Origin of the sequence: Pseudoalteromonas sp. SG45-5, assembly GCF_014164085.1 — a bacterium.
Lineage (GTDB): Bacteria > Pseudomonadota > Gammaproteobacteria > Enterobacterales > Alteromonadaceae > Pseudoalteromonas > Pseudoalteromonas aliena.
On record NZ_JACJEM010000020.1, the window covers coordinates 19,592 to 42,560 of the forward strand.

Annotated in this window: 18 protein-coding genes; 9 read left to right on the forward strand and 9 right to left on the reverse strand. The window is 39.3% G+C overall.

The window, feature by feature from the left end; genetic code table 11:
* Window positions 1-16: 16 nt before the first annotated feature.
* The gene (locus H5119_RS08380) at window positions 17-1,903 is read right to left on the reverse strand and encodes a transglycosylase SLT domain-containing protein (RefSeq protein ID WP_182701899.1); all 1,887 of its coding nucleotides are present in this window, start codon (window positions 1,901-1,903) and stop codon (window positions 17-19) included.
* Between the two features lie 192 nt (window positions 1,904-2,095).
* Between H5119_RS08380 and fadB the strand changes: the two genes are divergently transcribed.
* The 3 genes from fadB to tusA all read left to right on the forward strand — a co-directional run bounded on the left by fadB (window position 2,096) and on the right by tusA (window position 5,954).
* Window positions 2,096-4,255 carry a fatty acid oxidation complex subunit alpha FadB gene (fadB, locus tag H5119_RS08385; RefSeq protein WP_138584851.1) on the forward strand — a complete coding sequence of 720 codons (2,160 nt, stop codon included), beginning with the start codon at window positions 2,096-2,098 and terminating at the stop codon, window positions 4,253-4,255.
* A gap of 4 nt (window positions 4,256-4,259) precedes the next feature.
* Window positions 4,260-5,429: an acetyl-CoA C-acyltransferase FadA gene (gene fadA, locus H5119_RS08390; RefSeq protein ID WP_004335189.1), complete on the forward strand. Its 1,170-nt coding sequence runs from the start codon at window positions 4,260-4,262 to the stop codon at window positions 5,427-5,429.
* A 285-nt stretch (window positions 5,430-5,714) separates the two neighbouring features.
* Entirely contained in the window at window positions 5,715-5,954 is a 240-nt protein-coding gene (gene tusA, locus H5119_RS08395; protein ID WP_007377644.1) for a sulfurtransferase TusA, read from the forward strand.
* 62 nt (window positions 5,955-6,016) lie between these two features.
* Here tusA and H5119_RS08400 read toward each other — a convergent pair whose 3' ends face one another.
* The 8 genes from H5119_RS08400 to dnaA all read right to left on the reverse strand — a co-directional run bounded on the left by H5119_RS08400 (window position 6,017) and on the right by dnaA (window position 16,562).
* Complete coding sequence (locus H5119_RS08400) at window positions 6,017-6,541, reverse strand: REP-associated tyrosine transposase (protein WP_182701900.1); 525 nt, start codon at window positions 6,539-6,541, stop codon at window positions 6,017-6,019.
* A 324-nt stretch (window positions 6,542-6,865) separates the two neighbouring features.
* On the reverse strand, window positions 6,866-7,315 hold the full coding sequence (locus H5119_RS08405; RefSeq protein WP_182701901.1) for a hypothetical protein: 450 nt from the start codon (window positions 7,313-7,315) through the stop codon (window positions 6,866-6,868).
* A 75-nt stretch (window positions 7,316-7,390) separates the two neighbouring features.
* Window positions 7,391-9,460 carry a glycine--tRNA ligase subunit beta gene (glyS, locus tag H5119_RS08410; protein WP_182701902.1) on the reverse strand — a complete coding sequence of 690 codons (2,070 nt, stop codon included), beginning with the start codon at window positions 9,458-9,460 and terminating at the stop codon, window positions 7,391-7,393.
* Between the two features lie 2 nt (window positions 9,461-9,462).
* Entirely contained in the window at window positions 9,463-10,365 is a 903-nt protein-coding gene (glyQ, locus tag H5119_RS08415) for a glycine--tRNA ligase subunit alpha (protein WP_007377648.1), read from the reverse strand.
* 142 nt (window positions 10,366-10,507) lie between these two features.
* Window positions 10,508-12,934: a DNA topoisomerase (ATP-hydrolyzing) subunit B gene (gene gyrB, locus H5119_RS08420; protein WP_182701903.1), complete on the reverse strand. Its 2,427-nt coding sequence runs from the start codon at window positions 12,932-12,934 to the stop codon at window positions 10,508-10,510.
* A gap of 12 nt (window positions 12,935-12,946) precedes the next feature.
* Window positions 12,947-14,041, reverse strand: a complete 1,095-nt coding sequence (gene recF / locus H5119_RS08425) for a DNA replication/repair protein RecF (protein ID WP_182701904.1) — start codon at window positions 14,039-14,041, stop codon at window positions 12,947-12,949.
* A gap of 15 nt (window positions 14,042-14,056) precedes the next feature.
* Entirely contained in the window at window positions 14,057-15,160 is a 1,104-nt protein-coding gene (dnaN, locus tag H5119_RS08430; RefSeq protein WP_182701905.1) for a DNA polymerase III subunit beta, read from the reverse strand.
* A gap of 13 nt (window positions 15,161-15,173) precedes the next feature.
* Complete coding sequence (gene dnaA / locus H5119_RS08435; RefSeq protein ID WP_077536535.1) at window positions 15,174-16,562, reverse strand: chromosomal replication initiator protein DnaA; 1,389 nt, start codon at window positions 16,560-16,562, stop codon at window positions 15,174-15,176.
* A gap of 517 nt (window positions 16,563-17,079) precedes the next feature.
* Between dnaA and rpmH the strand changes: the two genes are divergently transcribed.
* The 6 genes from rpmH (at window position 17,080) to mioC (ending at window position 22,769) form a co-directional block, all read left to right on the forward strand.
* Window positions 17,080-17,214, forward strand: coding sequence for a 50S ribosomal protein L34 (rpmH, locus tag H5119_RS08440; RefSeq protein WP_004335215.1), 135 nt, complete (start codon window positions 17,080-17,082; stop codon window positions 17,212-17,214).
* 7 nt (window positions 17,215-17,221) lie between these two features.
* Window positions 17,222-17,644: a ribonuclease P protein component gene (gene rnpA / locus H5119_RS08445; RefSeq protein ID WP_077536536.1), complete on the forward strand. Its 423-nt coding sequence runs from the start codon at window positions 17,222-17,224 to the stop codon at window positions 17,642-17,644.
* 129 nt (window positions 17,645-17,773) lie between these two features.
* Window positions 17,774-18,043, forward strand: a complete 270-nt coding sequence (gene yidD / locus H5119_RS08450) for a membrane protein insertion efficiency factor YidD (RefSeq protein WP_077536537.1) — start codon at window positions 17,774-17,776, stop codon at window positions 18,041-18,043.
* Between the two features lie 8 nt (window positions 18,044-18,051).
* Window positions 18,052-19,686 (forward strand): membrane protein insertase YidC, encoded by a 1,635-nt coding sequence (gene yidC, locus H5119_RS08455; RefSeq protein WP_182701906.1) that lies wholly within the window; start codon window positions 18,052-18,054, stop codon window positions 19,684-19,686.
* Window positions 19,687-19,851: 165 nt separating this feature from the next.
* Window positions 19,852-21,216, forward strand: a complete 1,365-nt coding sequence (gene mnmE / locus H5119_RS08460; RefSeq protein ID WP_077538909.1) for a tRNA uridine-5-carboxymethylaminomethyl(34) synthesis GTPase MnmE — start codon at window positions 19,852-19,854, stop codon at window positions 21,214-21,216.
* 1,103 nt (window positions 21,217-22,319) lie between these two features.
* Entirely contained in the window at window positions 22,320-22,769 is a 450-nt protein-coding gene (gene mioC / locus H5119_RS08465) for an FMN-binding protein MioC (protein WP_182701907.1), read from the forward strand.
* The last annotated feature ends 200 nt before the right edge of the window (window positions 22,770-22,969 follow it).

Genomic DNA, 22,969 nt, shown 5'->3' on the forward strand with positions numbered 1-22,969 from the left:
TTTAAACATATGTTTACTAACCGCCCATTTTCATTTCCAGAAGCGGCGCTAGTACATTTCCTTCTCGGCCCATTCGAGTATGATAAACCTGTCTATATGCAAATACATTTTTTACATAATCACGAGTTTCACGATACGGAATAAGCTCCACCCATAACTCAGCAGGAATAGCTTCATCAGGCAACCAACGTTTAATACGATGATACCCAGCGTTATAAGAGGCTGTAGCGAGTATTTCGTTGCCATGATTTTTCTTTTTTAAATACTGCAAATAGCTACTGCCTAACCTAATATTTGTTTTCGGTTGGTATAACCGATTACTCGATACACTACTTTTATTGACGTATTTAGCCGTGCTTGGTAGCAATTGCATCAAGCCACGTGCATTAGCATGCGAGCGTGCATCAGGTGCAAATGAACTTTCACGCCTTGCAATCGCAATGCTCCACGCTACGTCAATTTTGCTGCGTTTACTGTAACGTTCAAACACGTCTTGAAATGCAAACGGAAAACGCAGTTCAACATAATCCCATGCTTTTATTTTTGCGAGAGTAAAAATAGCACTATCGTACCAATCTAGCTCTGCCGCCAGCTTTGAAGCGGCGAGCTTTTCGTCATCACTAGAGGTATTGGTTAAATAATTCCACTCTCTTCGGGCTGCAGTAAAACGTTTTAATTCATAAAGCGCTTTTGCTCGCTTAAAACCGGGCGCATTACTCACCTTGTCCAGCAGTTTTTGATCAACCACCAGCGCTTGATTATTTAGCTCTATAGGTAACCCTAAGCGTGCCGCAGCTAAAAACCCGTAATAGTCACGATTAGCGGCCACATTTACAAAAATACTATCAGCCTTTTTTTGCTCACCACGTTGTTCATAGCTATAAGCTAACCAATATTGCTGACCCAAACTTAAATTATCTTTGCCTGTAAAAAATGCCGCTATACCTTCCCAATCTTGGGTTTTAAGCATATTGCCCAGCTGCCATTGAATAAGCTTGCTGTCTAGGCGCTCTTTTGGCACTTTATTTAGCCAAAAGCTGGCTTGGTTATGCCCGCTTGAAGCAAGCGATAATGCAAAGGTGTAATACACATCGGCTTTTGCTTCATCACTGTATTTAAAAATTTTCTCTAGCTTTTCCCACGCTTTTAAAGCGAGTTCTTTATCGCGCCACACTAAACGCTTAACACCATAAAGTGCTATTTGCCCTTCTTTTACTGACTTTTTTTTGTATCGATACAAACCTGCTGAAGCACTCGGGTCACGACGCACCTTTAAATATAAATCAGCTAAGTAACGCTCGCCTTTAGGTAACAGTGTTTTTAAGTAAGGTAATAAACTTTGCTTCCCCCCTTGGGCCGCAAGTGTAATTCGCTGCCAAACTATTTCCTTACTCATATAGCCTTTTTTTCGCCATAACGAGAAAAGGCTATCGCACTCTTCGGGTTGCGATTTTCCAACAGTCCATAAATCGGTTACTTGATTTAATATCGCCTTTTCAGGCGCGCCTAAATCTCGCTGAAAATCTAAGTAAGTACACGTAAGCGCTGTATTAGATGTTTCACGATAACTATTAATATATGCCGCTTTTTTATTTTTCCTTTTTAAATATTTTAACCATGCCTCACGCACAGGCCATTCAAGAGGCGTATGCTGATAAATAGTTAAATAGCTTTCTATTTCGGCTTGATACTTAATATTGGGATGACGCTGCCAATAGGTTTTTTCAACATAAGGTTTTAAAGGGTGATCTAAATTATTAACCGCCGTTTTAAAATTTTGATAGCTGCTATGGCGTACTTTTTTTTCGGCATCTACAAATGCGTCATTATCTAGACTCACTTCGGCAGAATGAAGAGGGAAAATAAATGCAGCTGCCGCAAAGTTTAATAAATATTTTTTCATAATGTCCTTTAATAAAAATTAAAGTAGTGAATAAAAACTTTTCAACCACCTTAGCACCAAACCAGCTATATTTTAACCAACCGATTGTAACCGAGTTAAATTTTTCGTTGCATTTTTAATTTAAAGCAAGCACACTGATTGAAATGCAAACTCATCGTACCAGTCTTAGTTCGTCAACTAGGGAGAATAATAATGTTATATAAAAGCGATTCCTTTGAAGTTAGCTTCCTAAAGGAAAACATCGCCGAGTTTAAGTTTTGTGCTACAGGTTCTGTAAACACATTATCTCAAAAAACTCTTTCAGATTGCGCAGCAGCATTAAAAGAACTAGCAGCCAATTCTGATATCAAAGGCATGATTTTTACCAGTGATAAAGAGCACTTTATTATTGGTGCCGACATCTTCGAATTTTTACCTACATTTACTAGACCTGAAGAAGAATTAGTAGTGTGGATCAAAAATGCGACCGATATTTTCGACGCAATCGAAGATTTACCATTCCCAACCCTAAGCGCCATAAACGGCTTGGCACTTGGCGGTGGTTGTGAGTGGGCACTTGCTACCGATTATCGCGTAGCAAGCGAAACAGCTAAAATGGGCCTACCAGAAGTTAAACTAGGCATAATGCCAGGGTTTGGTGGCACAGTGCGCTTACCACGCATCATTGGCGCAGATAACGCAATGATGTGGATTACTTCTGGCGCAGAAAATCGCGCAGCAGATGCCCTTAAAGTAGGCGCATTTGATGCAGTAGTTAGTACTGACAAACTTTTAGAGTCAAGTGTATCAACACTTGAGTTAGCGATTGCTGGCAAGCTAGATTGGCAAGCAAAACGCAACGTAAAACTACAGCCACTTAAATTAAACCGTGTTGAGCAAGGCATGAGCTTTGCAATGGCAGAAGGTATGGTAATGGGTAAAACCAAAGGCCACTATCCTGCACCGGTTATGGCTGTGCGTACTATTAAAGCAGCAGCAAACTGTACTCGCGATGAAGCAATGGCAATCGAAAACGCTAACTTTGCTAAATTAGCACGTACACCAGAGGCTGCGGCACAAACAGGTATATTCCTAGCTGATCAATACATTAAAGGTAAAGCACGTAAATTTGCTAAGCACAGTGATGTAGAAATTAAACAAGCCGCTGTATTAGGTGCAGGTATTATGGGTGGCGGTATTGCATACCAGTCTGCTTATAAAGGCACGCCTATTATAATGAAAGACATCCAGCAAGATGCGCTTGATTTAGGTATGGGTGAAGCGTCTAAACTGTTAGGTGCAAAAGTTAAGCGTGGCCACATGCCAATGGAAAAAATGTTGGCAACACTTAGCAAAATTAAACCAACACTTAACGATTCAGACTTACAAAGCGCCAACATTATTGTTGAAGCCGTTGTAGAAAACCCTAAAGTTAAGCAAGCAGTACTCGCTGATCTTGAAAAGAACATGCCAGAAGGCACTGTACTTACTTCAAACACATCGACTATTTGCATTGATTTACTAGCGCAAGCGCTAGATAAGCCAGAAAACTTCTGTGGCATGCACTTTTTCAATCCAGTGCCAAAAATGCCATTAGTAGAAATTATCCGTGGTGCAAAAACCTCAGATAAAACAATTAATGCAGTAGTTGATTACGCGCTTAAATTAGGTAAATCACCAATTGTTGTTAACGATTGCCCAGGCTTTTTTGTAAACCGTGTTTTATTCCCTTACTTTGCTGGTTTTAGCAAATTAGTGGTTGAAGGCGCTAACTTTGCGAAAGTAGATAAAGTAATGGAGAACGTATTTGGCTGGCCTATGGGTCCAGCTTACCTACTTGATGTTGTAGGTATTGATACAGCGTTCCATTGTACTGGTGTAATGGCTGACGGTTTCCCTGAGCGCATGGCGCGTGCAGATAAAGACCCTGTTACTATTTTTGCTAATGAAAAACGTTTTGGTCAAAAGAACAAAGCAGGTTTTTACAAATACGAAACAGATCGTCGCGGTCGTCTTAAAAAGTCTCATGACGAGACAGCAATTGAGCTATTAAGCCCAATTACAGACGCACCAAAAGAATTTGATAAACAAGAAATCATCGACCGTTGTATGATTCCAATGATCAACGAAGTGCTACTGTGTTTGCAAGAAGGCATAGTTGCCTCTCCGCAAGAAGCAGATATGGCATTAGTTTACGGTGTTGGTTTCCCTCCATTTAGAGGCGGCGCGTTCCGTTACTTAGATCAAACTGGTTTAGCTAACTTTGTTGCAGCAGCAGACAAATACGCTCACCTAGGTGCGATTTACCAAGTATCTGAACAAACTCGCAAGTGGGCCGAAGAAGGTCGTGTTTTCTATAAGGTGGAAGGTTAATATCATGAATAATCCAGTAATTGTAGATTGTATCCGCACACCAATGGGTCGCTCTAAAAGTGGTGTATTCAAACATAAACGTGCTGAAGACTTAAGCGCACATTTAATGAAAGGCTTACTTGATCGCAACCCAGCAGTTGATCCAGCATCAATTGACGATATTTATTGGGGTTGTGTACAGCAAACATTAGAGCAAGGCTTTAACGTAGCACGTAACGCATCATTGCTTGCCGGTATTCCGCACAGCGTTCCTGCTGTTACGGTTAACCGTTTATGTGGCTCTTCAATGCAAGCATTGCATGACGCAGCACGCGCAATAATGACCGGCGCTGGCGACACTTACCTAATTGGTGGTGTTGAGCACATGGGCCACGTACCTATGACTCACGGCAACGACTTTCACCCAGGCTTAGCAACATCAATTGCACAAGCGTCTGGCTCTATGGGCTTAACAGCAGAATACCTTGCAACGCTTCATGGCATTAGCCGTGAGCAGCAAGATGAATTTGCTTACCGTTCACATCAACGTGCACAAGCTGCCACAGTTGAAGGCCGTTTCCGTCGCGAAATTTTAGCAATGGAAGGTCACGCAGCAGATGGTTCGCTTATCTTAGTTGAAGACGACGAAGTAATTCGCCCAGAAACAACAGTAGAAGGTCTATCAAAGCTTCGCCCTGTATTTAATCCTGCATCGGGTACGGTAACAGCCGGTACGTCTTCTGCACTTTCTGACGGCGCATCTGCAATGTTAGTAATGAGCGAAGAAAAAGCTAAAGAACTTGGCTTACCGATTCGTGCACGCATTAAAGCAATGGCGGTCGCTGGTTGCGATCCATCAATTATGGGTTACGGCCCAGTACCAGCAAGTAAAAAAGCACTTGCACAAGCCGGTATTACAATTGATGACCTAGGCGTAGTAGAGCTTAACGAAGCCTTTGCAGCACAATCATTACCTGTAATGAAAGATTTAGGGTTAATGGATGTTGTTGACGAAAAAGTGAATTTAAATGGCGGCGCAATCGCATTGGGTCACCCTCTGGGTTGTTCGGGTTCGCGTATTAGCACATCGCTTATTCACTTAATGGAAGACAAAAATGTACGATACGGTTTAGCAACTATGTGTATTGGTTTAGGCCAAGGCATTGCGACTGTATTTGAACGTGTTCAAGACTAATTAGTTTAAACATGTAAAATCATCTTGGTGATTAAAAAGGCGAACTGATTTTATTCAGTTCGCCTTTTTTATTAACTTCAATTAGCTGAAAACGACCCCTTATCAAACAAGCATGTAACAGCGTAATTATGTGATCGGGCGTATTATTAAATAAAATGCTGATCTAGATCTAAGTAAAATAGTTAAATTACACATAAAATTGCGTTAAACTGCCAAACTTATTAATTGCTATACTTAAGCACTCGCGTAAACAGCAACCACTTTATTTAAACAGGCCAATTTATTATGAGCTTTGATAACCCCGATCACCAATTAGATGCTATCGGCCTTCGCTGCCCAGAACCTGTAATGATGGTACGTGCTGCTATTCGAAAAATGAGTGATGGTGAAACGTTATTAATAACTGCTGATGACCCATCAACCACTCGCGACATTCCGAGTTTTTGTACGTTTATGGATCACACGCTGGTGGCTAAAGATGCAGAAGAAGCACCGTATAGGTATGTGGTGAAGAAAGGTTTATAAACTGATGTAGGTTGGGTTGAGTTTTACGAAACCCAACATATCTTATAATAATCGAAATAATTTCACTCATCATATATATCGTTTAACTTATTATCACTCCCCCAGTTACTCGGTAATTTTGAATCTTTGACATATCGATGAAAACTCGAAAAAGGCCAATTACTGATTTCAGAAACATATTTATGCTTCACAGGGTTGTAGTGGATATAATTAATATGGTTATTTAAGTCTTCTCCATCTCTAATTTTATGCTCCCAATAACGACGCTGCCAAATCCCACGCTCTCCCTTCGCTATTCGACTTTTATTACAAAATTCTGTTGCTGGAAGCTCTCGAGAAAAGCCTGATTTTATAAGCCGCCAACGCATTGCGTAATTATTATCGCCTTTTGGTAATTGCCAAATAACATGAAGGTGATCGGGCATGATAACGATTGCAATCGTCTTTATTGGATGCTTTTTTGCCACCTTTGAATATACACGACGTAATAACTCTATATTTTCCACAAGCAAAGGCTGAGATCTATCTTCCAAATTTACCGTAAAAAAATAACATGCGCCCGCCTCTAACATACGTTTATAACGCATATTTTTATCCATAAAATAAACAGATAAATAAGAGTATAGATTAGTTTTGTTAATTATAATCAAGGCAAGTTTAAGTCAAACTTATCCACGATGTTGTTGCACGCTTATAGCAACCTCATAAACTTGTGTCTGCCGTAGGTTGGGTTTAGTTTTACGAAACCCAACGTATTTAATAACCACCAAAATAGTTTCATTCGCAACACATGTTGGGTTTCGCTTCACTCTACCCAACCTACGAAATCCCCTTGGTGTTAATGCTGAATAAACACTACAACGTCCTTGTCACAAGTCCATCAATCAACTAGGGCTGTTAATAGCTAAAAATCACTTCTTCGTTATCGTCACTTGTGGCTTATCGTAGTCACTGTAATCAATACTTACTATGTACGTGCCTTTTATTGCTGGTGTGAAACTAAAGTAGTTATAAATAGTATTACAGTCTGCGATAGCTGGCTGGCCCAGTGTTAGGCTTTGCCCTGCTGGTTGTGAGTCGCTGTAACCACAGTTGTAGCCTTCACTAAAATCGGCATCGGCTATTTTAAATTCGTACACTTTACCAAGCGTCGAAAATTTAACTTGTGCTTGATAAAGCGCTGGACCAACTGGTGCAAACTGATACTGGGGTTCTGCATCCCACAGTGTAAAGTCGCCACGTAAGTAAATTGTGCGGTCAAGCTCTTGCTGTGGTAATACATCGTTAATCGAAATTTGGCTTGTACAGGCAGTAAGTAAACCAGCAATTGCTAAGGTTAAAATTCGTTTCATAGAAATCATCAATGGGGTTTCCTTTGCATACAGTGAAAACTAAAAAGCCAGCAAAACGCTGGCTTTTAAAATTGCTAATCGGTGTTATTTTTGTAAAACAGAAATATCTGCAATACCTAAAAACAATCCGCTTAACTGGCTTAGCAGCGCAAGACGATTTTGCTTAACAGCTTCATCGTCGGCCATAACCATTACGTTGTCAAAAAAGTTATCAACACTTTCGCGAATACCTGCCAATTGGCTTAATGCCTCTTGGTAGTTTCCATCTGCGTAAAGTGGTGCAAGGTCAGTGGCAAATTTTGCTACTTGTGATGCCAATACTTTTTCAGCGTCGTCGCTTAATAAGCTCTCATCAACACTACCTTGGCTGGTAATGTCGTTTTTAGCCAGAATATTACCTACACGCTTATTAGCTGCTGCAAGCGCTTCTGCTGCGTCTAATGTACGGAAGTGGCTTACGGCTTTAACACGGCGATCAAAATCAACAGGTTTAGTCGGACGACGTGCAAGCACTGCTTGAATTACGTCTACTTCAATACCTTCGTCTTGATACCAAGCACGGAAGCGCCCTAGCATAAATTCAAATACGTCAGTTGATACATTTAAGTTAGTTAACTTGTCGCCAAACAATGTTTGCGATTTAGCTACTAGGTCTAAAATATCAAGTGGTAGTTCTTTTTCTACCATAATGCGAAGTGCGCCAATAGCAGCACGACGAAGAGCAAATGGGTCTTTGTCACCTTTAGGTGCCTGGCCTATACCAAAAATACCCACCAGCGTATCAAACTTATCAGCAATAGCTACTGCACAGCTAATTAAGTTTGTAGGTAAGTTATCGCCTGCAAAGCGTGGCATGTATTGCTCGTTTTGCGCTACGGCTACATCTTCGGCTTCACCATCGTGGCGAGCGTAATGCATTCCCATTACACCTTGTACGTCGGTAAATTCCATTACCATTTCAGTCATTAAGTCTGTTTTACTTAATAAGCCTGCACGCTGCGCTAACACTTTATCAGCACCTAATTGCTCAGCAATGTAACCCGCAAGTTCACTAATACGCTCAGACTTATCTTTAAGCGTACCAAGTTGCTTTTGGAATAATACGCTATCAAGCGATTCTAATCGGCTTTCTAATGTTTTCTTTTTATCTGTTTCAAAGAAGAACTGTGCATCGGCTAAACGCGGGCGCACTACTTTTTCGTTACCAGAAATAACCACACTTGGATCTTTACTTTCTATGTTAGATACAAACAAAAATTTATTTAAAAGTTTGCCGTTTTGATCTAATAACGGGAAGTATTTTTGATCGTCTTTCATGGTATAGATTAACGCTTCGGCTGGTACATCTAAAAATGCTTCTTCAAATGTTGCCGTTAAAGTAACTGGCCACTCTACAAGTGATGTTACTTCTTCTAGTAAATCTTCATCCATAGCAACAATAGCGTTAACTGCTTTTGCAGCTTCTTCTATTTGTGTACGAATTTGCGCTTTACGTTGTTCGTAATCAGCAATAACGTAGGCAGATTTAAGTACGTCAAAAACGTCGTCCGCATGGTTTATGCTAATTTTTTCTGGGTGATGAAAACGATGACCCTGAAGCTGGTTAGTTATTTGCTTACCAAGAATTTCGCCTTCAAGTAGCTCATCACCAAACAAGATAGTTACCGTATGCACTGGTCGAATAAATTGTGTTTTATTCGCGCCCCAACGCATTGGTTTAGGAATCGGTAGTTTAGCCAATGCTTTAGTAATTGCACCTGTCATTAGCGTTTTAGTTTCTTGCCCTGCTACTTTAGCAATGTGCAATAACCATGCGCCTTTGTCAGTTTCGAGTGTTTGTGCGTCTTTTACTTCAATACCACAACCACGTGCCCAACCCATTGCTGCTTTTGTTGGGTTACCGTCACCGTCAAATGCAGCTTTAGTGGCTGGACCGCGCTTTTCAACTTCTTTGTCTTGTTGCTTAGCTTCAAGCGCTTTTACTTGTAAACCTAAACGACGAGGCGATGCATACCAGCTTACGCCTTGGTGTGCTAATTCTAGTGTTTCTAGCTCTGCAGTTAAGTTTGCAGCAAAGGCTTCTGCTAATTTACGCAGTGCTTTTGGTGGCAACTCTTCTGTGCCAATTTCTACTAATAAATTTTGTGCTGACATACTTACTTATCCTTACACAGCGGGAAACCAAGCGCTTCGCGTTTGTCATAGTAACTTTGTGCACACGCTTTTGATAACGCACGAACGCGTAAAATATAACGTTGGCGTTCGGTTACCGAAATTGCGTGGCGTGCGTCTAGTAAGTTAAATGCATGCGATGCTTTCATTACTTGCTCGTAAGCAGGTAGTGGTAAGTTTGCTTCAATTAACTTTTGGCTCTCTGCTTCACATTTATCAAACTGTGCAAATAAGTCTTCTACGTTTGCATGTTCAAAGTTGTAAGTAGACTGCTCTACTTCATTTTGATGGAACACGTCGCCGTAGGTTACGCGCCCTAGTGGACCGTCTGCCCATACTAAGTCGTAAATACTATCTACGCCTTGAATGTACATTGCCAAACGCTCTAGGCCGTAAGTAATTTCACCCGTTACAGGTGAACACTCAATACCGCCAACTTGTTGAAAGTAGGTAAACTGCGTTACTTCCATGCCGTTTAACCAAATTTCCCAACCTAGGCCCCACGCACCTAACGTAGGTGATTCCCAGTTATCTTCTACAAAGCGAACTTCGTGAGTTAGCGTATCGATACCCATAGCCGCTAACGAGCCTAAGTAAAGCTCTTGGATGTTATCTGGTGATGGCTTTAAAACCACCTGAAATTGGTAATAGTGTTGCAAGCGATTTGGGTTTTCACCGTAGCGACCATCTGTAGGACGACGACACGGTTGAACGTAAGCACTCGACATTGGTTCTGGACCAATAGACTTTAAAAATGTTTGCGGGTGAAATGTCCCGGCGCCCACTTCCATATCAAGTGGTTGAATAATGACACAGCCTTGCTGCGCCCAATAATCCTGTAAAGCCAGGATCAAACCTTGAAAGGTTTTTACGTCATATTTTTGCATATTTGGCTTTTTACTATCTAAGAAGTAGCGTGAAAATTACCTTTAGTATACCGTGTGTACACTCAGGTTTTAAGCAGTTTGTGTAATTGAAGAAAATAAAAAAGGAGCCATCAGGCTCCTCTTTTGAAGTAAGTATTATTTTTTACACGTCTAAGTTAACTACGCGCAGTGCGTTAGTTTCAATAAACTCACGGCGTGGCTCTACTTGGTCACCCATTAATGTAGCAAATAACTGATCAGCACCAACGGCATCTTCAATTGTTACTTGTAACATGCGGCGTGCATCTGGGTCCATTGTCGTTTCCCAAAGCTGGCTTGGGTTCATTTCACCTAGTCCTTTATAGCGTTGAATATATAAACCACGCTTAGACTCAGCAATCAACCATTCTAAAGCATCCACAAAGTTATCAACAGGAAGTGTTTTCTCTCCGCGCTGAATATATGCGCCTTCAGTAATGATGTTTGCAATGTTAGCACCAGTTGCAGCAATACGTTGATAGTCACGTGATGCAATAAAGTCATGACTAAGTACATGTGACTTATCTACACCGTGCTGGCGAATATTCACAACTGGATAGTATAAGTTACGTTCAGTATCATGCTGTGTTGCAGCATTAAAAATAGTTGCATCTTCATCACGAGTAACTAAATCGTCAATTAACTCTTTAGTCCATGCAATTACTTTAGCTTCGTCTGAAAGGTCTTCTTTTTTCAGTTCGCTTTGATAAATTAAACGCTCCATTACCGTACTTGGGTATTTACGTTTTAAGCGTTCGATTACTTTAACTGTGTTTTGGTAATCATGAACTATTGTCTCTAGTGCTTCACCTTCAAGCGCCGACGCATCTGCACTTGTATATAAAGCCGCATTATTAAGCGCAAGCGATGTTAAGTATTCAACTAATGCTGGATCATCTTTAATATAACGCTCTTGCTTACCCTTTTTCACTTTGTAAAGTGGTGGCTGAGCAATATAAATATAGCCGCGTTCTACAATTTCAGGCATTTGACGATAGAAGAATGTTAGTAGTAACGTACGAATGTGAGAACCATCCACGTCCGCATCGGTCATGATAATGATACGATGATAACGTAATTTTTCAGGGTTATATTCGTCACGTCCAATACCACAACCTAATGCAGTAATTAGCGTTGCTACTTCTTGCGAAGATAACATCTTGTCAAAACGTGCTTTTTCTACGTTTAAGATTTTACCCTTAAGCGGAAGAATAGCTTGGTTTTTACGGTTACGTCCCTGCTTGGCTGATCCGCCAGCAGAGTCCCCTTCCACTATATATAGTTCAGATTGGGCTGGGTCTTTTTCTTGGCAATCAGCTAGCTTACCCGGCAAGCCTGCTAAGTCCATTGCACCTTTACGTCGTGTCATTTCACGGGCTTTACGCGCCGCTTCACGTGCACGAGATGCATCAATGATTTTACCAACAACAATTTTGGCATCTACTGGGTTTTCTAATAAAAACTCAGTGAACTTTTCAGCCATTGCTTGCTCAACCGCAGATTTAACTTCGCTTGAAACAAGCTTATCTTTTGTTTGCGATGAGAACTTAGGATCAGGAACTTTAACACTAACAACAGCCGTTAAACCTTCGCGGGCATCATCACCGGTCGCATTACTGGTTGTTTTAGCTTTTTTGTTAAAGCCTTCTTTTTCCATGTAGTTGTTAAGCGTACGTGTTAGCGCAGATCTAAAACCGGCTAAATGAGTACCACCATCACGTTGTGGAATATTATTTGTAAAACAGTAAATGTTTTCTTGGTATGCATCATTCCACTGCATTGATACTTCAACGCTAATACCATCTTCTTCACGTTCATGAGTAAAATGGAACACACCTTTATGTATAGGTGTTTTATTACGGTTTAAGTATTCAACGAAAGCTTGAATACCACCTTCATATTTAAAGTGGTCAGATTTATTTTCTTCACGCTCATCATTCAATATGATGCTCACACCTGAGTTTAGGAATGAAAGCTCGCGTAAACGCTTAGCTAAAATGTCGTAATGAAAATCTAAATTTGTGAATGTTTCAGCGCTTGGCCAAAAACGTAATTCTGTACCAGTTGTTTCTGAGTCACCAATTATTGCTAAAGGTGCATCTGGAACACCCATAGTATAAAACTGCTCGTGTAGTTTACCTTCACGGCGAACGGTCAGTTTTAGTTTTTCTGAAAGTGCATTTACAACAGAAACACCAACACCGTGTAAGCCACCTGATACTTTATAAGAGTTATCATCAAACTTACCACCGGCATGAAGTACCGTCATAATAACTTCGGCTGCAGATACGCCTTCTTCTTCATGGATAGAAGTTGGGATACCACGACCGTTATCTCGAACTGAGACAGAACCGTCTAAGTGAATCGTTACATAAATATCATCACAATGACCAGCTAAGGCTTCATCGATAGAGTTATCGACTACTTCAAACACCATGTGGTGTAAGCCTGTGCCATCATCGGTGTCCCCTATATACATTCCAGGACGCTTTCTTACTGCGTCTAATCCTTTAAGTACTTTAATACTCGACGAGTCATAATTCTCAGACATGGTTAATCCCACTTATCTTGTTATTAGGTTGCCATGTTTCACGTGGAACATTTGTAGTTCTCGTTGCATGGGTTCCACCACAGCAGAAATACTTTCAGACAAAATTGAAGAGATAAAAATTTGAGAACTGCAGTGAGACAATAACTGTCCGACTTTCTCTTTTGTATCTTCGCCTAACTCTGAAGGTAGATCATCTATTAGCAATATTGATTGCTTATCTGTCTCTGACTCAATTAAGCTATTTTGCGTTACTTTTAACGCATACAGTAATAGCTTCAATTGACCGCGCGAAAAAGTATTCTCTACACTACTGCCAGCGACACTAAAACTAAAATCGGCCTTATGCGGCCCTTTACTTGTAAACCCTTGGCGAGCATCTCGCTCAAAGTTTTGCTCTAATGCATCTGCAAGAGATTCATTCTCTTTCCAGCCTGCATTAAAGCTCATTTCTAAATCGCGTATAAGCGTTAATTCTGCACACATTTTATCAAAAAATTGCTGCTTAAACCTACTTATATACGCCATTCTTAATTTATTTATTTGTTCAGCCAGTCTAACAAATTCTTTGTCCCAAAACTTAATTTGGTCAAAATAATTATTAGGCTTAGTCTTTAGCAATGCATTACGCTGTTTTAATACTTTATTAAACGATTGCCACAAGTAAAAAAACTCATGTTCCACGTGGAACAAACCCAAATCTAAAAACTTTCTACGCTCTTTAGGTCCACCAAAAAATAAAGAATAACTCTCTGGTGTAATTATTTGAACTGGCATGAGCTGAGCGAGCTCTGATATTTTACGACTTGCCTTACCCTGAATTTTTAAATTCGTTTCGCCTGTTTGGGTTTTACTTATACCAATAGGAATAGATAAATCATGTATTGTTTTACGACCATGAATAACAAACTGTTCTTGCTGGTGCGCAATAATACTTTTGTGTTTTGGAGTACGAAAAGACTTGCCGTGAGAAAGGTAATAAATAGCTTCTAAAAGGCTAGTTTTACCACTGCCATTTTCACCATATATTATGTTAACGCCATTTACTGGTTCTAGCGTCAGTGCCTCAATATTACGAAAATATTTGAGGCTCAAATGACTTAAACTCATTATATATTAATAGTCTTATAAGCGCATAGGCATAACAACGTACATCGCTTCTTCATCGCCTGCACCTTCAATTAATGCGCTGCTGTTTGAATCGGCTAATGTAAATAATACATCTTCTGTTTTTAATGTATTTAAAACGTCTAATACATAAGATACGTTAAAACCTATCTCTAAATCGTCGCCTTGGTAACTTACCTCAACAACTTCTTCAGCTTGCTCTTGTTCTGGGTTGTTAGCCGTAATTTTTAATAAACCATTTGATAAGTTTAAACGAACACCCCTAAACTTTTCGTTCGATAGAATAGATACGCGCTGAAAAGCATTTCGCAGCCATTCACGATTAGCCGTAATTACTTTGTCGCCACCGCGCGGTAATACACGACGATAGTCAGGAAAACGTCCATCAACCAATTTACTAGTAAATATAAATTCAAGGTCAATAATGCGAATATGATTAGCGCCAAACTGAATTGTTACTAACTCGTCATCAGCAACCATTAGACGCATAATTTCTTGCACCCCTTTACGAGGGATAATGAGTTGTCGCTGAGTGTTAAGCGATTGCGTTAATTGTTTTTGCGCTATAGCCAAACGATGCCCGTCAGTGGCCACTGTTTTTATATCAGTATTATCTACTTCAAACGACATACCATTTAAGTAATAACGTACATCTTGATTCGCCATCGAAAAATGCGTGCTTTCGAGTAACTTACGAAGTTCTAAACGAGTTAGTTGAAATTCAACCTCTCCGTCCCACTGCTCTAAATTTGGAAAATCATCAGCCGATAAAGTCGTTAATGAAAAGCGACTTTTACCACTAGTCAAAAGTAATTGATGCTCTTGCAAGCTCAAAGTAATGTCTGAACCATCAGGTAGACTTTTACAAATATCGAGTAACTTTTTAGCGGGTAACGTTAGTTTTGTATCAGCAATCTCATCACCTACAAATACGCCCGAAACGAGTTCAATTTCAAGGTCAGTCCCTGTCATTGAAAGCTGTCCGTTTTCTACTACTAACAAAACGTTAGATAAAATTGGTAGCGTGTGTTTACGCTCTATGGCGCCAGACACTTGTACCAATGGCTTTAAAAATTGTTGTCTTGATATTGTTATTTGCATAATAAAGTCAGCCCTAAGATGACAATGTTCTTATTAAATTTTGGTAATCTTCTTTAATTTCGTGGCTTTCGTCACGTAGCGATTTAATCTTACGACAAGCGTGCAATACGGTCGTATGATCGCGTCCACCAAATGCATCACCAATCTCAGGTAAACTGTGATTAGTTAATTCTTTAGACAGTGCCATAGCAACTTGTCGTGGTCTCGCTATAGAGCGACTGCGACGCTTAGACAACAGGTCTGATATACGAATTCGATAGTATTCAGCGACCGTACGTTGAATGTTATCTATGGTAACCAGTTTATCTTGCAAGGCAAGCAAATCACGCAGCGCTTCTTTTACAAAATCGATAGAAATTGGACGACCTGTAAAGTTAGCGTTAGCAATTACACGGTTAAGCGCGCCTTCTAATTCGCGTACATTTGAACGTAATTTCTTAGCGATAAAAAAAGCAACTTCGTGAGGTAAGTTTATCTTACTCTGCTGGGCTTTTTTCATCAAAATAGCAACTCGCGTTTCGAGCTCTGGTGGCTCAATCGCGATAGTTAACCCCCAACCAAAACGTGATTTAAGACGATCTTCAACGCCTTCAATTTCTTTAGGATAACGGTCAGAGGTTAAGATAATTTGCTGGTTGCCTTCAAGTAAGGCATTAAAGGTATGAAAGAACTCTTCTTGAGAGCGTTCTTTGTTAGCAAAAAATTGAATATCATCAATCATTAATGCATCAACACTTCGATAATAGCGCTTAAACTCTTCAATCGCATTATTTTGTAGCGCTTTTACCATATCTTGAACAAAGCGCTCTGAATGCATATAAACAATTTTAGCATCCGGCTTATTAGCCATTATGCCATTACCTACAGCATGCAATAAGTGAGTTTTACCTAAACCAGTACCACCGTATATAAATACAGGGTTAAAAGCAGAACCAGGATTATCTGCAACTTGCGTGGCCGCAGCTTTTGCTAATTGGTTTGATTTACCTTCAACAAAACTATCAAATGTGTAGTTTTCTTTAATATTAGATTTATAACCAGACTTAGGTGCAGGCTCAACCACCGGCTTTTGCTCTCGAGGCTGTTGCTTTGTTGAAGCCTGCGCACTTGGCGCTAGTTGAGTTTCTACAACAGGTGCAGCCTGCGCATTCAATAAAGGTTTACTTCCCACATCAAAACGCAGCTCTGGTGCTTCAACGCCACAGATCTCAACCAATAATTCGTTAATTCTATTTAGGTACTTTTCTCTCACCCAATCAAGCACAAAGCGATTAGGTGCATAAATCGTCAAGGTATCTTCGGTACTTTCTGCTTGAAGTGGTCTTACCCACATACTGAACTGCTGCGAAGGCAATTCATCTTGCAATACATATAAACAACTTTGCCAAACCGACAGATACACAGTTAAACTCCCAGAGATATAATTTTTATTCCCGCACATCATTAATGATTAAAAATCATGCATTTATTGCGTTAAAATAGCCAAATAAGTGGCCTAAGGCCGCGTATTATGAAGGCACTTTATCCACAAGTAAAAGATTGATTTTTATAAAATTGTTGATATCGCTGTATAAAAACATTAACAGACTGATTTTAATGAGCTTTTATTTAAAAGCTAGAAGATAGATCATAACAAAATAACACTAAGATCGCGAACAAATTTTACGATCCACTTTACTTTTCCCCCGCTTTTATTCACTTTCTATACAGGGGCTGTGGAAAACTTCTTATTTATGATGATCCTAGTTGATCATAATTTTCGATCACCATTAATAGAGTAACTAACACTTAGTATAGAGTGTAATTATGATTGACTTTAAGTCACTTCATCTATAATATCTCGCGCTCGCAATGGCACCTATGCCAGGATCGCGACCTGTATAGGATGTTTTAACTTTAACCGATCGGATGAGATTGTTATGAAAAGAACTTTTCAACCTAGCGTTTTAAAACGCAAACGTGCACACGGCTTCCGTGCTCGCATGGCAACTGTAAATGGCCGTAAAGTATTAGCACGTCGCCGCGCTAAAGGCCGCAAAGTTCTTTCTGCTTAATTTATAAGTGGAAGACTTTAGCTTTGGCAGGGAGTTACGTCTGTTAACTCCCTCGCATTACTCTCGCATATTTAATGAACCCGCTCGGGCTGCAACCCCTTTCTTTACTCTATTAGCTAAACCAAATGACCAAGATAAACCTAGGTTAGGTCTTACTGTTGCTAAAAAACGTGTAAAAAAGGCATGCCAACGAAACCGTATTAAACGTCTCGCTCGCGAAAGTTTTCGTTTAAATCAACACAGCATCGATAATATTGATATTGTGCTTATGGTCAAAAATGGTATTGACGATCAGTCTAATGAAGAATTAACCAAGCAACTTACTAAATTATGGCGAAAAATTAACGAACGCTGTAAACCAGGTGCACCTAAACCGCCACCTTTTAAGAAACGCCCTAACAAATCAGCTAAATCTAATAAACAAGCCTAATTGCAATAGAATTGCAGGGTTAATTAATGTATCTTTAGCTCACCTTTTAATCATGCATTTAAAATTTCTAATTGAGTCTTTAAATACATGATATCTATCTCACTAAACTTAAGTAGGGGCATAAACATCATGAGGTTACTTAAACCACTTGTTGCTTTACCAACTTTTTGTTTAGTGTTATTTATCCGCGGTTATCAAAAGTGGATTAGCCCGCTGTTAGGTCCGCATTGTCGTTTTAATCCAACCTGTTCTAGTTACGCTATTCAAGCAATTAAATTGCATGGATCGGTAAAAGGGAGTTGGTTAGCTTTAAAGCGCATATTAAAATGCCATCCTTTACATTCAGGCGGAGATGACCCCGTCCCTGAAAAATATATTAACCACCAACACGAGAAATAAGAGCTGTTATGGAATCGCAACGCACGTTTTTATTAATTGGCCTAATGCTAGTGTCGTTTTTATTGTTCCAAGAATGGGACAATGATTACAACAAGCCTAAAGTCGATCCAAGTGCCACAACACAAACACTAAAAGCAAATTCACCAGAGTCAGATGATTATATTCCTTCATCATCAGATTCAGAATTACCTACTTCAGCAACTTTAGCTAAACGTTCAGTTATTGAAATTACAACTGACGTTTTTAAAGTTAAAATTGACACCAAAGGCGGTGACATTGTTGAAACAGACCTTCTTCAATACGAAGACACCAAAGGAAGTAACACGCCTTATATGTTGCTTGGTGAGTTTGATGGTAATCAATACTTTTCACAAAGTGGCTTAATTGGTTTAAATGGCCCTGACGCATCAGCGAATGGTCGCCCTACTTACAGTACCGAACAAAAATCATATACCTTAACAGGTGATGAGCTTCGTGTTCCACTTCAGTTTACTGATAGTAATGGTGTTAACTTTACTAAAACGTATGTATTCAAAAAAGGTCAATACGATGTTGGTCTAGAATATAAAATTAACAACACCACCAGCGCACCGCTTCAAGTACAGCTATACACGCAAATTAAGCGCACAGTACAAGAAAAAGGCAGCATGGTTGATCAAAACTATTTAGGCGCTGCATACGGTACTGATGAAGAACCTTACGAAAAATATAGTTTTTCAGATATGGCTGATAAAAACCTAAACAAAAACACCCAAGGTGGTTATGTTGCCTTTATACAACATTACTTTGTAAGTGCTTGGGTGCCAATGCAGGATCAATCAAATACAATTTATAGCTTAATTACAAAAAGTAATGCCGCTATTATTGGTGCTAAAGATGAAGCTGTAAATATTCAAGCTGGTAGTGAGCAAACACTAACTGCTATTTATTATATGGGTCCGAAAGAATCAGATATTCTTGAAGCGATTCACCCAGACCTAGATTTAACTGTAGACTACGGTTGGTTATGGTTTATTTCGCAGCCTTTATTTGTATTGCTAAAATGGTTACACAGCATTTTAGGTAACTGGGGTGTAGCCATTATTGCCATCACTATTATCGTTAAATCGTTAATGTACCCACTTACCAAAGCGCAATACACTTCAATGGCAAAAATGCGTGCCCTACAGCCTAAAATGGCAGCCCTTAAAGAAAAGTTTGGTGATGACCGTCAAAAATTCGGCCAAGCAACTATGGAAATGTACAAAAAAGAAAAAGTGAACCCTATGGGTGGCTGTTTCCCTATTTTGCTACAAATGCCAATTTTCTTAGCCTTGTTCTACGTATTCTTAGAGTCTACTGAACTTCGCCATGCTGAATTTATTTTTTGGTTAACTGACCTTTCTGCGAAAGACCCATACTACGTACTACCAATCTTATTTGGTTTGAGTATGTTTGTGACGCAAAAACTACAACCTATGACGGTGACAGATCCAATGCAGCAAAAAATGATGACCTTTATGCCGGTTATCTTCTCTGTATTTTTCTTATGGTTCCCATCGGGTTTGGTTCTTTACTGGTTAGTGTCTAACCTTATTTCTATTGTCCAGATGCTAATCATCTACCGTGGCATGGAAAAGAAAGGAATTAAAGTAAGAGGCTAATTGCCTATACCCAAGCCACATAAAGATGGTTTGGGTATATTACTCATATAAAGGCGACTTCGGTCGCCTTTTTTATTGCCTGTTTTTCACCAGAGTATTCGCGAGTGTTTATTTCATAGGTTACAATACCGCCATAAAGTTACTCATCGTTGGCAAATTAATAGCATGATCAATCAAGATACAATTGCAGCACAAGCAACTGCCCCCGGACGTGGTGGTGTTGGTATTATTCGCGTTTCAGGTAGCCTTGCTAAAAGTGTTGCCGAAAAAGTGGTAGGTAAAATACCTAAAGTTCGCTACGCCGATTATGTGCCATTTAAAAGCCTTACTGGCGAACAGCTTGATCAAGGTATTGCCATTTACTTTGCAGGCCCTAACTCATTTACTGGCGAAGACGTACTTGAATTACAAGGCCACGGCGGTCCTGTAGTACTGGATATGTTACTTAAAGAAATTAGTAAAATAGACGGCGTTCGTTTAGCAAAGCCAGGTGAGTTTTCTGAGCGTGCATTTATGAACGACAAGCTTGATTTAACACAAGCAGAAGCCATCGCCGACTTAATTAATGCCACCAGCGAACAAGCCGCTAAAAGCGCCCTACAGTCGCTGCAAGGTGAATTTTCTAAGCACATAGAAACACTCGTTGAAAAAGTAATTCACTTACGTATGTACGTAGAAGCGGCAATTGATTTTCCTGATGAAGAAATTGATTTTTTATCTGACGGTAAAGTATCTGGTGATTTAGATGCCATTATAAATCAGCTCAATACCGTAACCAATCAAGCTAAACAAGGCAGCATCATGCGCGAAGGTATGCGTGTTGTAATTGCAGGTCGCCCTAATGCGGGTAAATCAAGCCTACTCAATGCCCTAGCTGGTCGTGAAGCCGCAATCGTAACAGAAATAGCCGGTACCACTCGCGACGTACTACGAGAGCATATACATATAGATGGTATGCCACTGCATATTATAGATACCGCAGGCCTACGCGAAAGCCCCGATCGCGTAGAGCAAATAGGTATTGAACGTGCTTGGGATGAAATAAACCAAGCAGATCGGGTTTTATTTATGCTTGATGGCACAGATACGATAGATACTGACCCGCACAAAATTTGGCCTGAATTTATGGCAAAATTACCAGAAGGTATGGGCGTTACGGTCATCAGAAATAAAGCTGATTTGTCGGGCGATATAGTCGGTATGGAGCAAGAGCAACAATACCCGGTCATCAGCTTAAGTGCCAAAAATGCCGACGGCATTGAACTCGTTCGCGAGCATTTAAAGGCCTGTATAGGTTTTCAGGGCGCAACTGAAGGTGGCTTTATGGCGCGCCGCCGTCATTTGGATGCACTAGAAAGTGCTGCGTATCATTTAGATACAGGTAAAACGCAATTAGAAATGCACATTGCCGGTGAAATACTGGCTGAAGAACTTCGTTTAACACAGCAGTATTTAAACGAAATTACAGGTGAATTTACTTCAGACGACTTACTTGGCAAAATATTTAGCTCGTTTTGTATCGGTAAATAAACACCTTATTACAAACATATTCTTATTATAAAGAGCACTCAGGTGCTCTTTTTTATATAAAAAATACTGCTCTAAAATATGCTATTTATAGGTCTAATAACTGAGAATTACTGCCAATAAAATCATATTCAAAGTCACCTTTATTACATGCTAAGAGAGGTCAGATTACGTAGGTTAAACAACAAGGAGTACACTTTGGAGGCATTATTAGCGCAACTTACATCTATTATTAATACATAACTGATACACTTTTCAAACCAGAACACGCTTTTAAAGCGTTATGCTTCATGCAAAAGATAGTTATAAATTGCCTTTTTATACTGATTTTAGTTAGCCAAAACACTCTGTAACATACCTCAAACTCATAAAAATGATGTTTTTTACTCAATTAAAAAGCTAAAAAACACAGGTTAATAGTGTAAAAAGCTTACTTTTGACACTATATGATTTGATGATCACTACCATTATTTAAATAAAACAACTCAACAGTTAAGCCCACTAAACCTTTGATCTACTAATTCACCAACTAAATATTTTTAAATAACGGCTCTAAACCTACATTAAATTAAAAATATCCAGATCACTTATCCACAAAGCCAGCTTTTTTGCTCAAATAAATACCAAAACGAGGTAAATCAGCCGCAAAAACCTCGCGATCAATTAAAACTTACCTGTTTATAAGCTTATTTTTTATTAATTTCATTAGATCTGCTTTATTAGATCATTTTTTAAAATTATTTTTGATCTGTATTTGAGGTTATCAACAGGCTTTATATCCACATTATGATCAACATGTATTTTCGATCGAAAAATTTGCAATTCAGTTTTTGACTAATAAGTAATATCAATAGCTTAGCGAATATAAAACAACCTAAAAATCACTTTAAACATAGCTTCCCCCAACCTTATCAACAACTTGATAAGAAGATTACATTTAAAGATAATTTGTTAATCTATTAATTATCAATAAGTTAAAGGCTCTCTAAAAAAGCAGTGTAAAATTACTACAAAAATAGTTATACAAAATAACACTCTTAACTTTACTGTTATACTCACTCGGTTATCATAGGCAACAATTAAAACTAATGTGATCACTAATATTCATGAGTTCAGTAAATCTTATTGTTGGCAGCCAAATGGGATCAGCCGAGTATGTTGCAGAGCAATTAAACGATGAACTTAATAATCGAGGTATTACGAGTCAACTGCATGATCAACCTGAGTTTAATAATATTGATCAGCAAAATACTATTTGGCTAATCTGTACATCAACTTATGGTGCGGGTGATTACCCTGAAAACCTTATTAGTTTTGTGGAAGATCTGACACAAGCAAATGATTTATCTCATTTAAAATATTCAGTAATCGCTTTGGGCGACACCAGTTATGACACTTATAACCTTGCTGGACGTAATATAGATGCATTATTAACTCAAAAAGGGGCTATGAAAGTAGCAGAGCGTTTAGAGCTTAATATTCTTGATGAACCACTACCAGAAGATACTGCATTAGCATGGATAGACTCTTGGGTAGCTCAAACAGGCTTAAAATAGATAGATCAAGTAAAATGTTATATATAAAGTTACCCACAATTTACTAATAATTTAATAGATTTTGTGGATAAAGATTGAATAAACTGCTTCTTAAAGCATGCTTATCCATTGGATAAGATCTAACTGATTCAGCCCTGTGCATAAAGTGCCTTTTTGATCAGAGCTTATTTGCTGGATGATCCGATCATATTAACACCTTT

Bases quoted from the DNA above. Each gene is read 5' to 3' on its own strand.
- mnmE (WP_077538909.1), top strand. From the start codon at position 19,852: ATGATCAATCAAGATACAATTGCAGCACAAGCAACTGCCCCCGGACGT.
- glyQ (WP_007377648.1), bottom strand. From the start codon at position 10,365: ATGCAAAAATATGACGTAAAAACCTTTCAAGGTTTGATCCTGGCTTTA.
- dnaN (WP_182701905.1), bottom strand. From the start codon at position 15,160: ATGCAAATAACAATATCAAGACAACAATTTTTAAAGCCATTGGTACAA.
- fadB (WP_138584851.1), top strand. From the start codon at position 2,096: ATGTTATATAAAAGCGATTCCTTTGAAGTTAGCTTCCTAAAGGAAAAC.
- H5119_RS08405 (WP_182701901.1), bottom strand. From the start codon at position 7,315: ATGATTTCTATGAAACGAATTTTAACCTTAGCAATTGCTGGTTTACTT.
- fadA (WP_004335189.1), top strand. From the start codon at position 4,260: ATGAATAATCCAGTAATTGTAGATTGTATCCGCACACCAATGGGTCGC.
- H5119_RS08400 (WP_182701900.1), bottom strand. From the start codon at position 6,541: ATGCGTTATAAACGTATGTTAGAGGCGGGCGCATGTTATTTTTTTACG.
- yidC (WP_182701906.1), top strand. From the start codon at position 18,052: ATGGAATCGCAACGCACGTTTTTATTAATTGGCCTAATGCTAGTGTCG.
- glyS (WP_182701902.1), bottom strand. From the start codon at position 9,460: ATGTCAGCACAAAATTTATTAGTAGAAATTGGCACAGAAGAGTTGCCA.
- H5119_RS08380 (WP_182701899.1), bottom strand. From the start codon at position 1,903: ATGAAAAAATATTTATTAAACTTTGCGGCAGCTGCATTTATTTTCCCT.
- gyrB (WP_182701903.1), bottom strand. From the start codon at position 12,934: ATGTCTGAGAATTATGACTCGTCGAGTATTAAAGTACTTAAAGGATTA.
- tusA (WP_007377644.1), top strand. From the start codon at position 5,715: ATGAGCTTTGATAACCCCGATCACCAATTAGATGCTATCGGCCTTCGC.
- rpmH (WP_004335215.1), top strand. From the start codon at position 17,080: ATGAAAAGAACTTTTCAACCTAGCGTTTTAAAACGCAAACGTGCACAC.
- mioC (WP_182701907.1), top strand. From the start codon at position 22,320: ATGAGTTCAGTAAATCTTATTGTTGGCAGCCAAATGGGATCAGCCGAG.
- yidD (WP_077536537.1), top strand. From the start codon at position 17,774: ATGAGGTTACTTAAACCACTTGTTGCTTTACCAACTTTTTGTTTAGTG.
- recF (WP_182701904.1), bottom strand. From the start codon at position 14,041: ATGAGTTTAAGTCATTTGAGCCTCAAATATTTTCGTAATATTGAGGCA.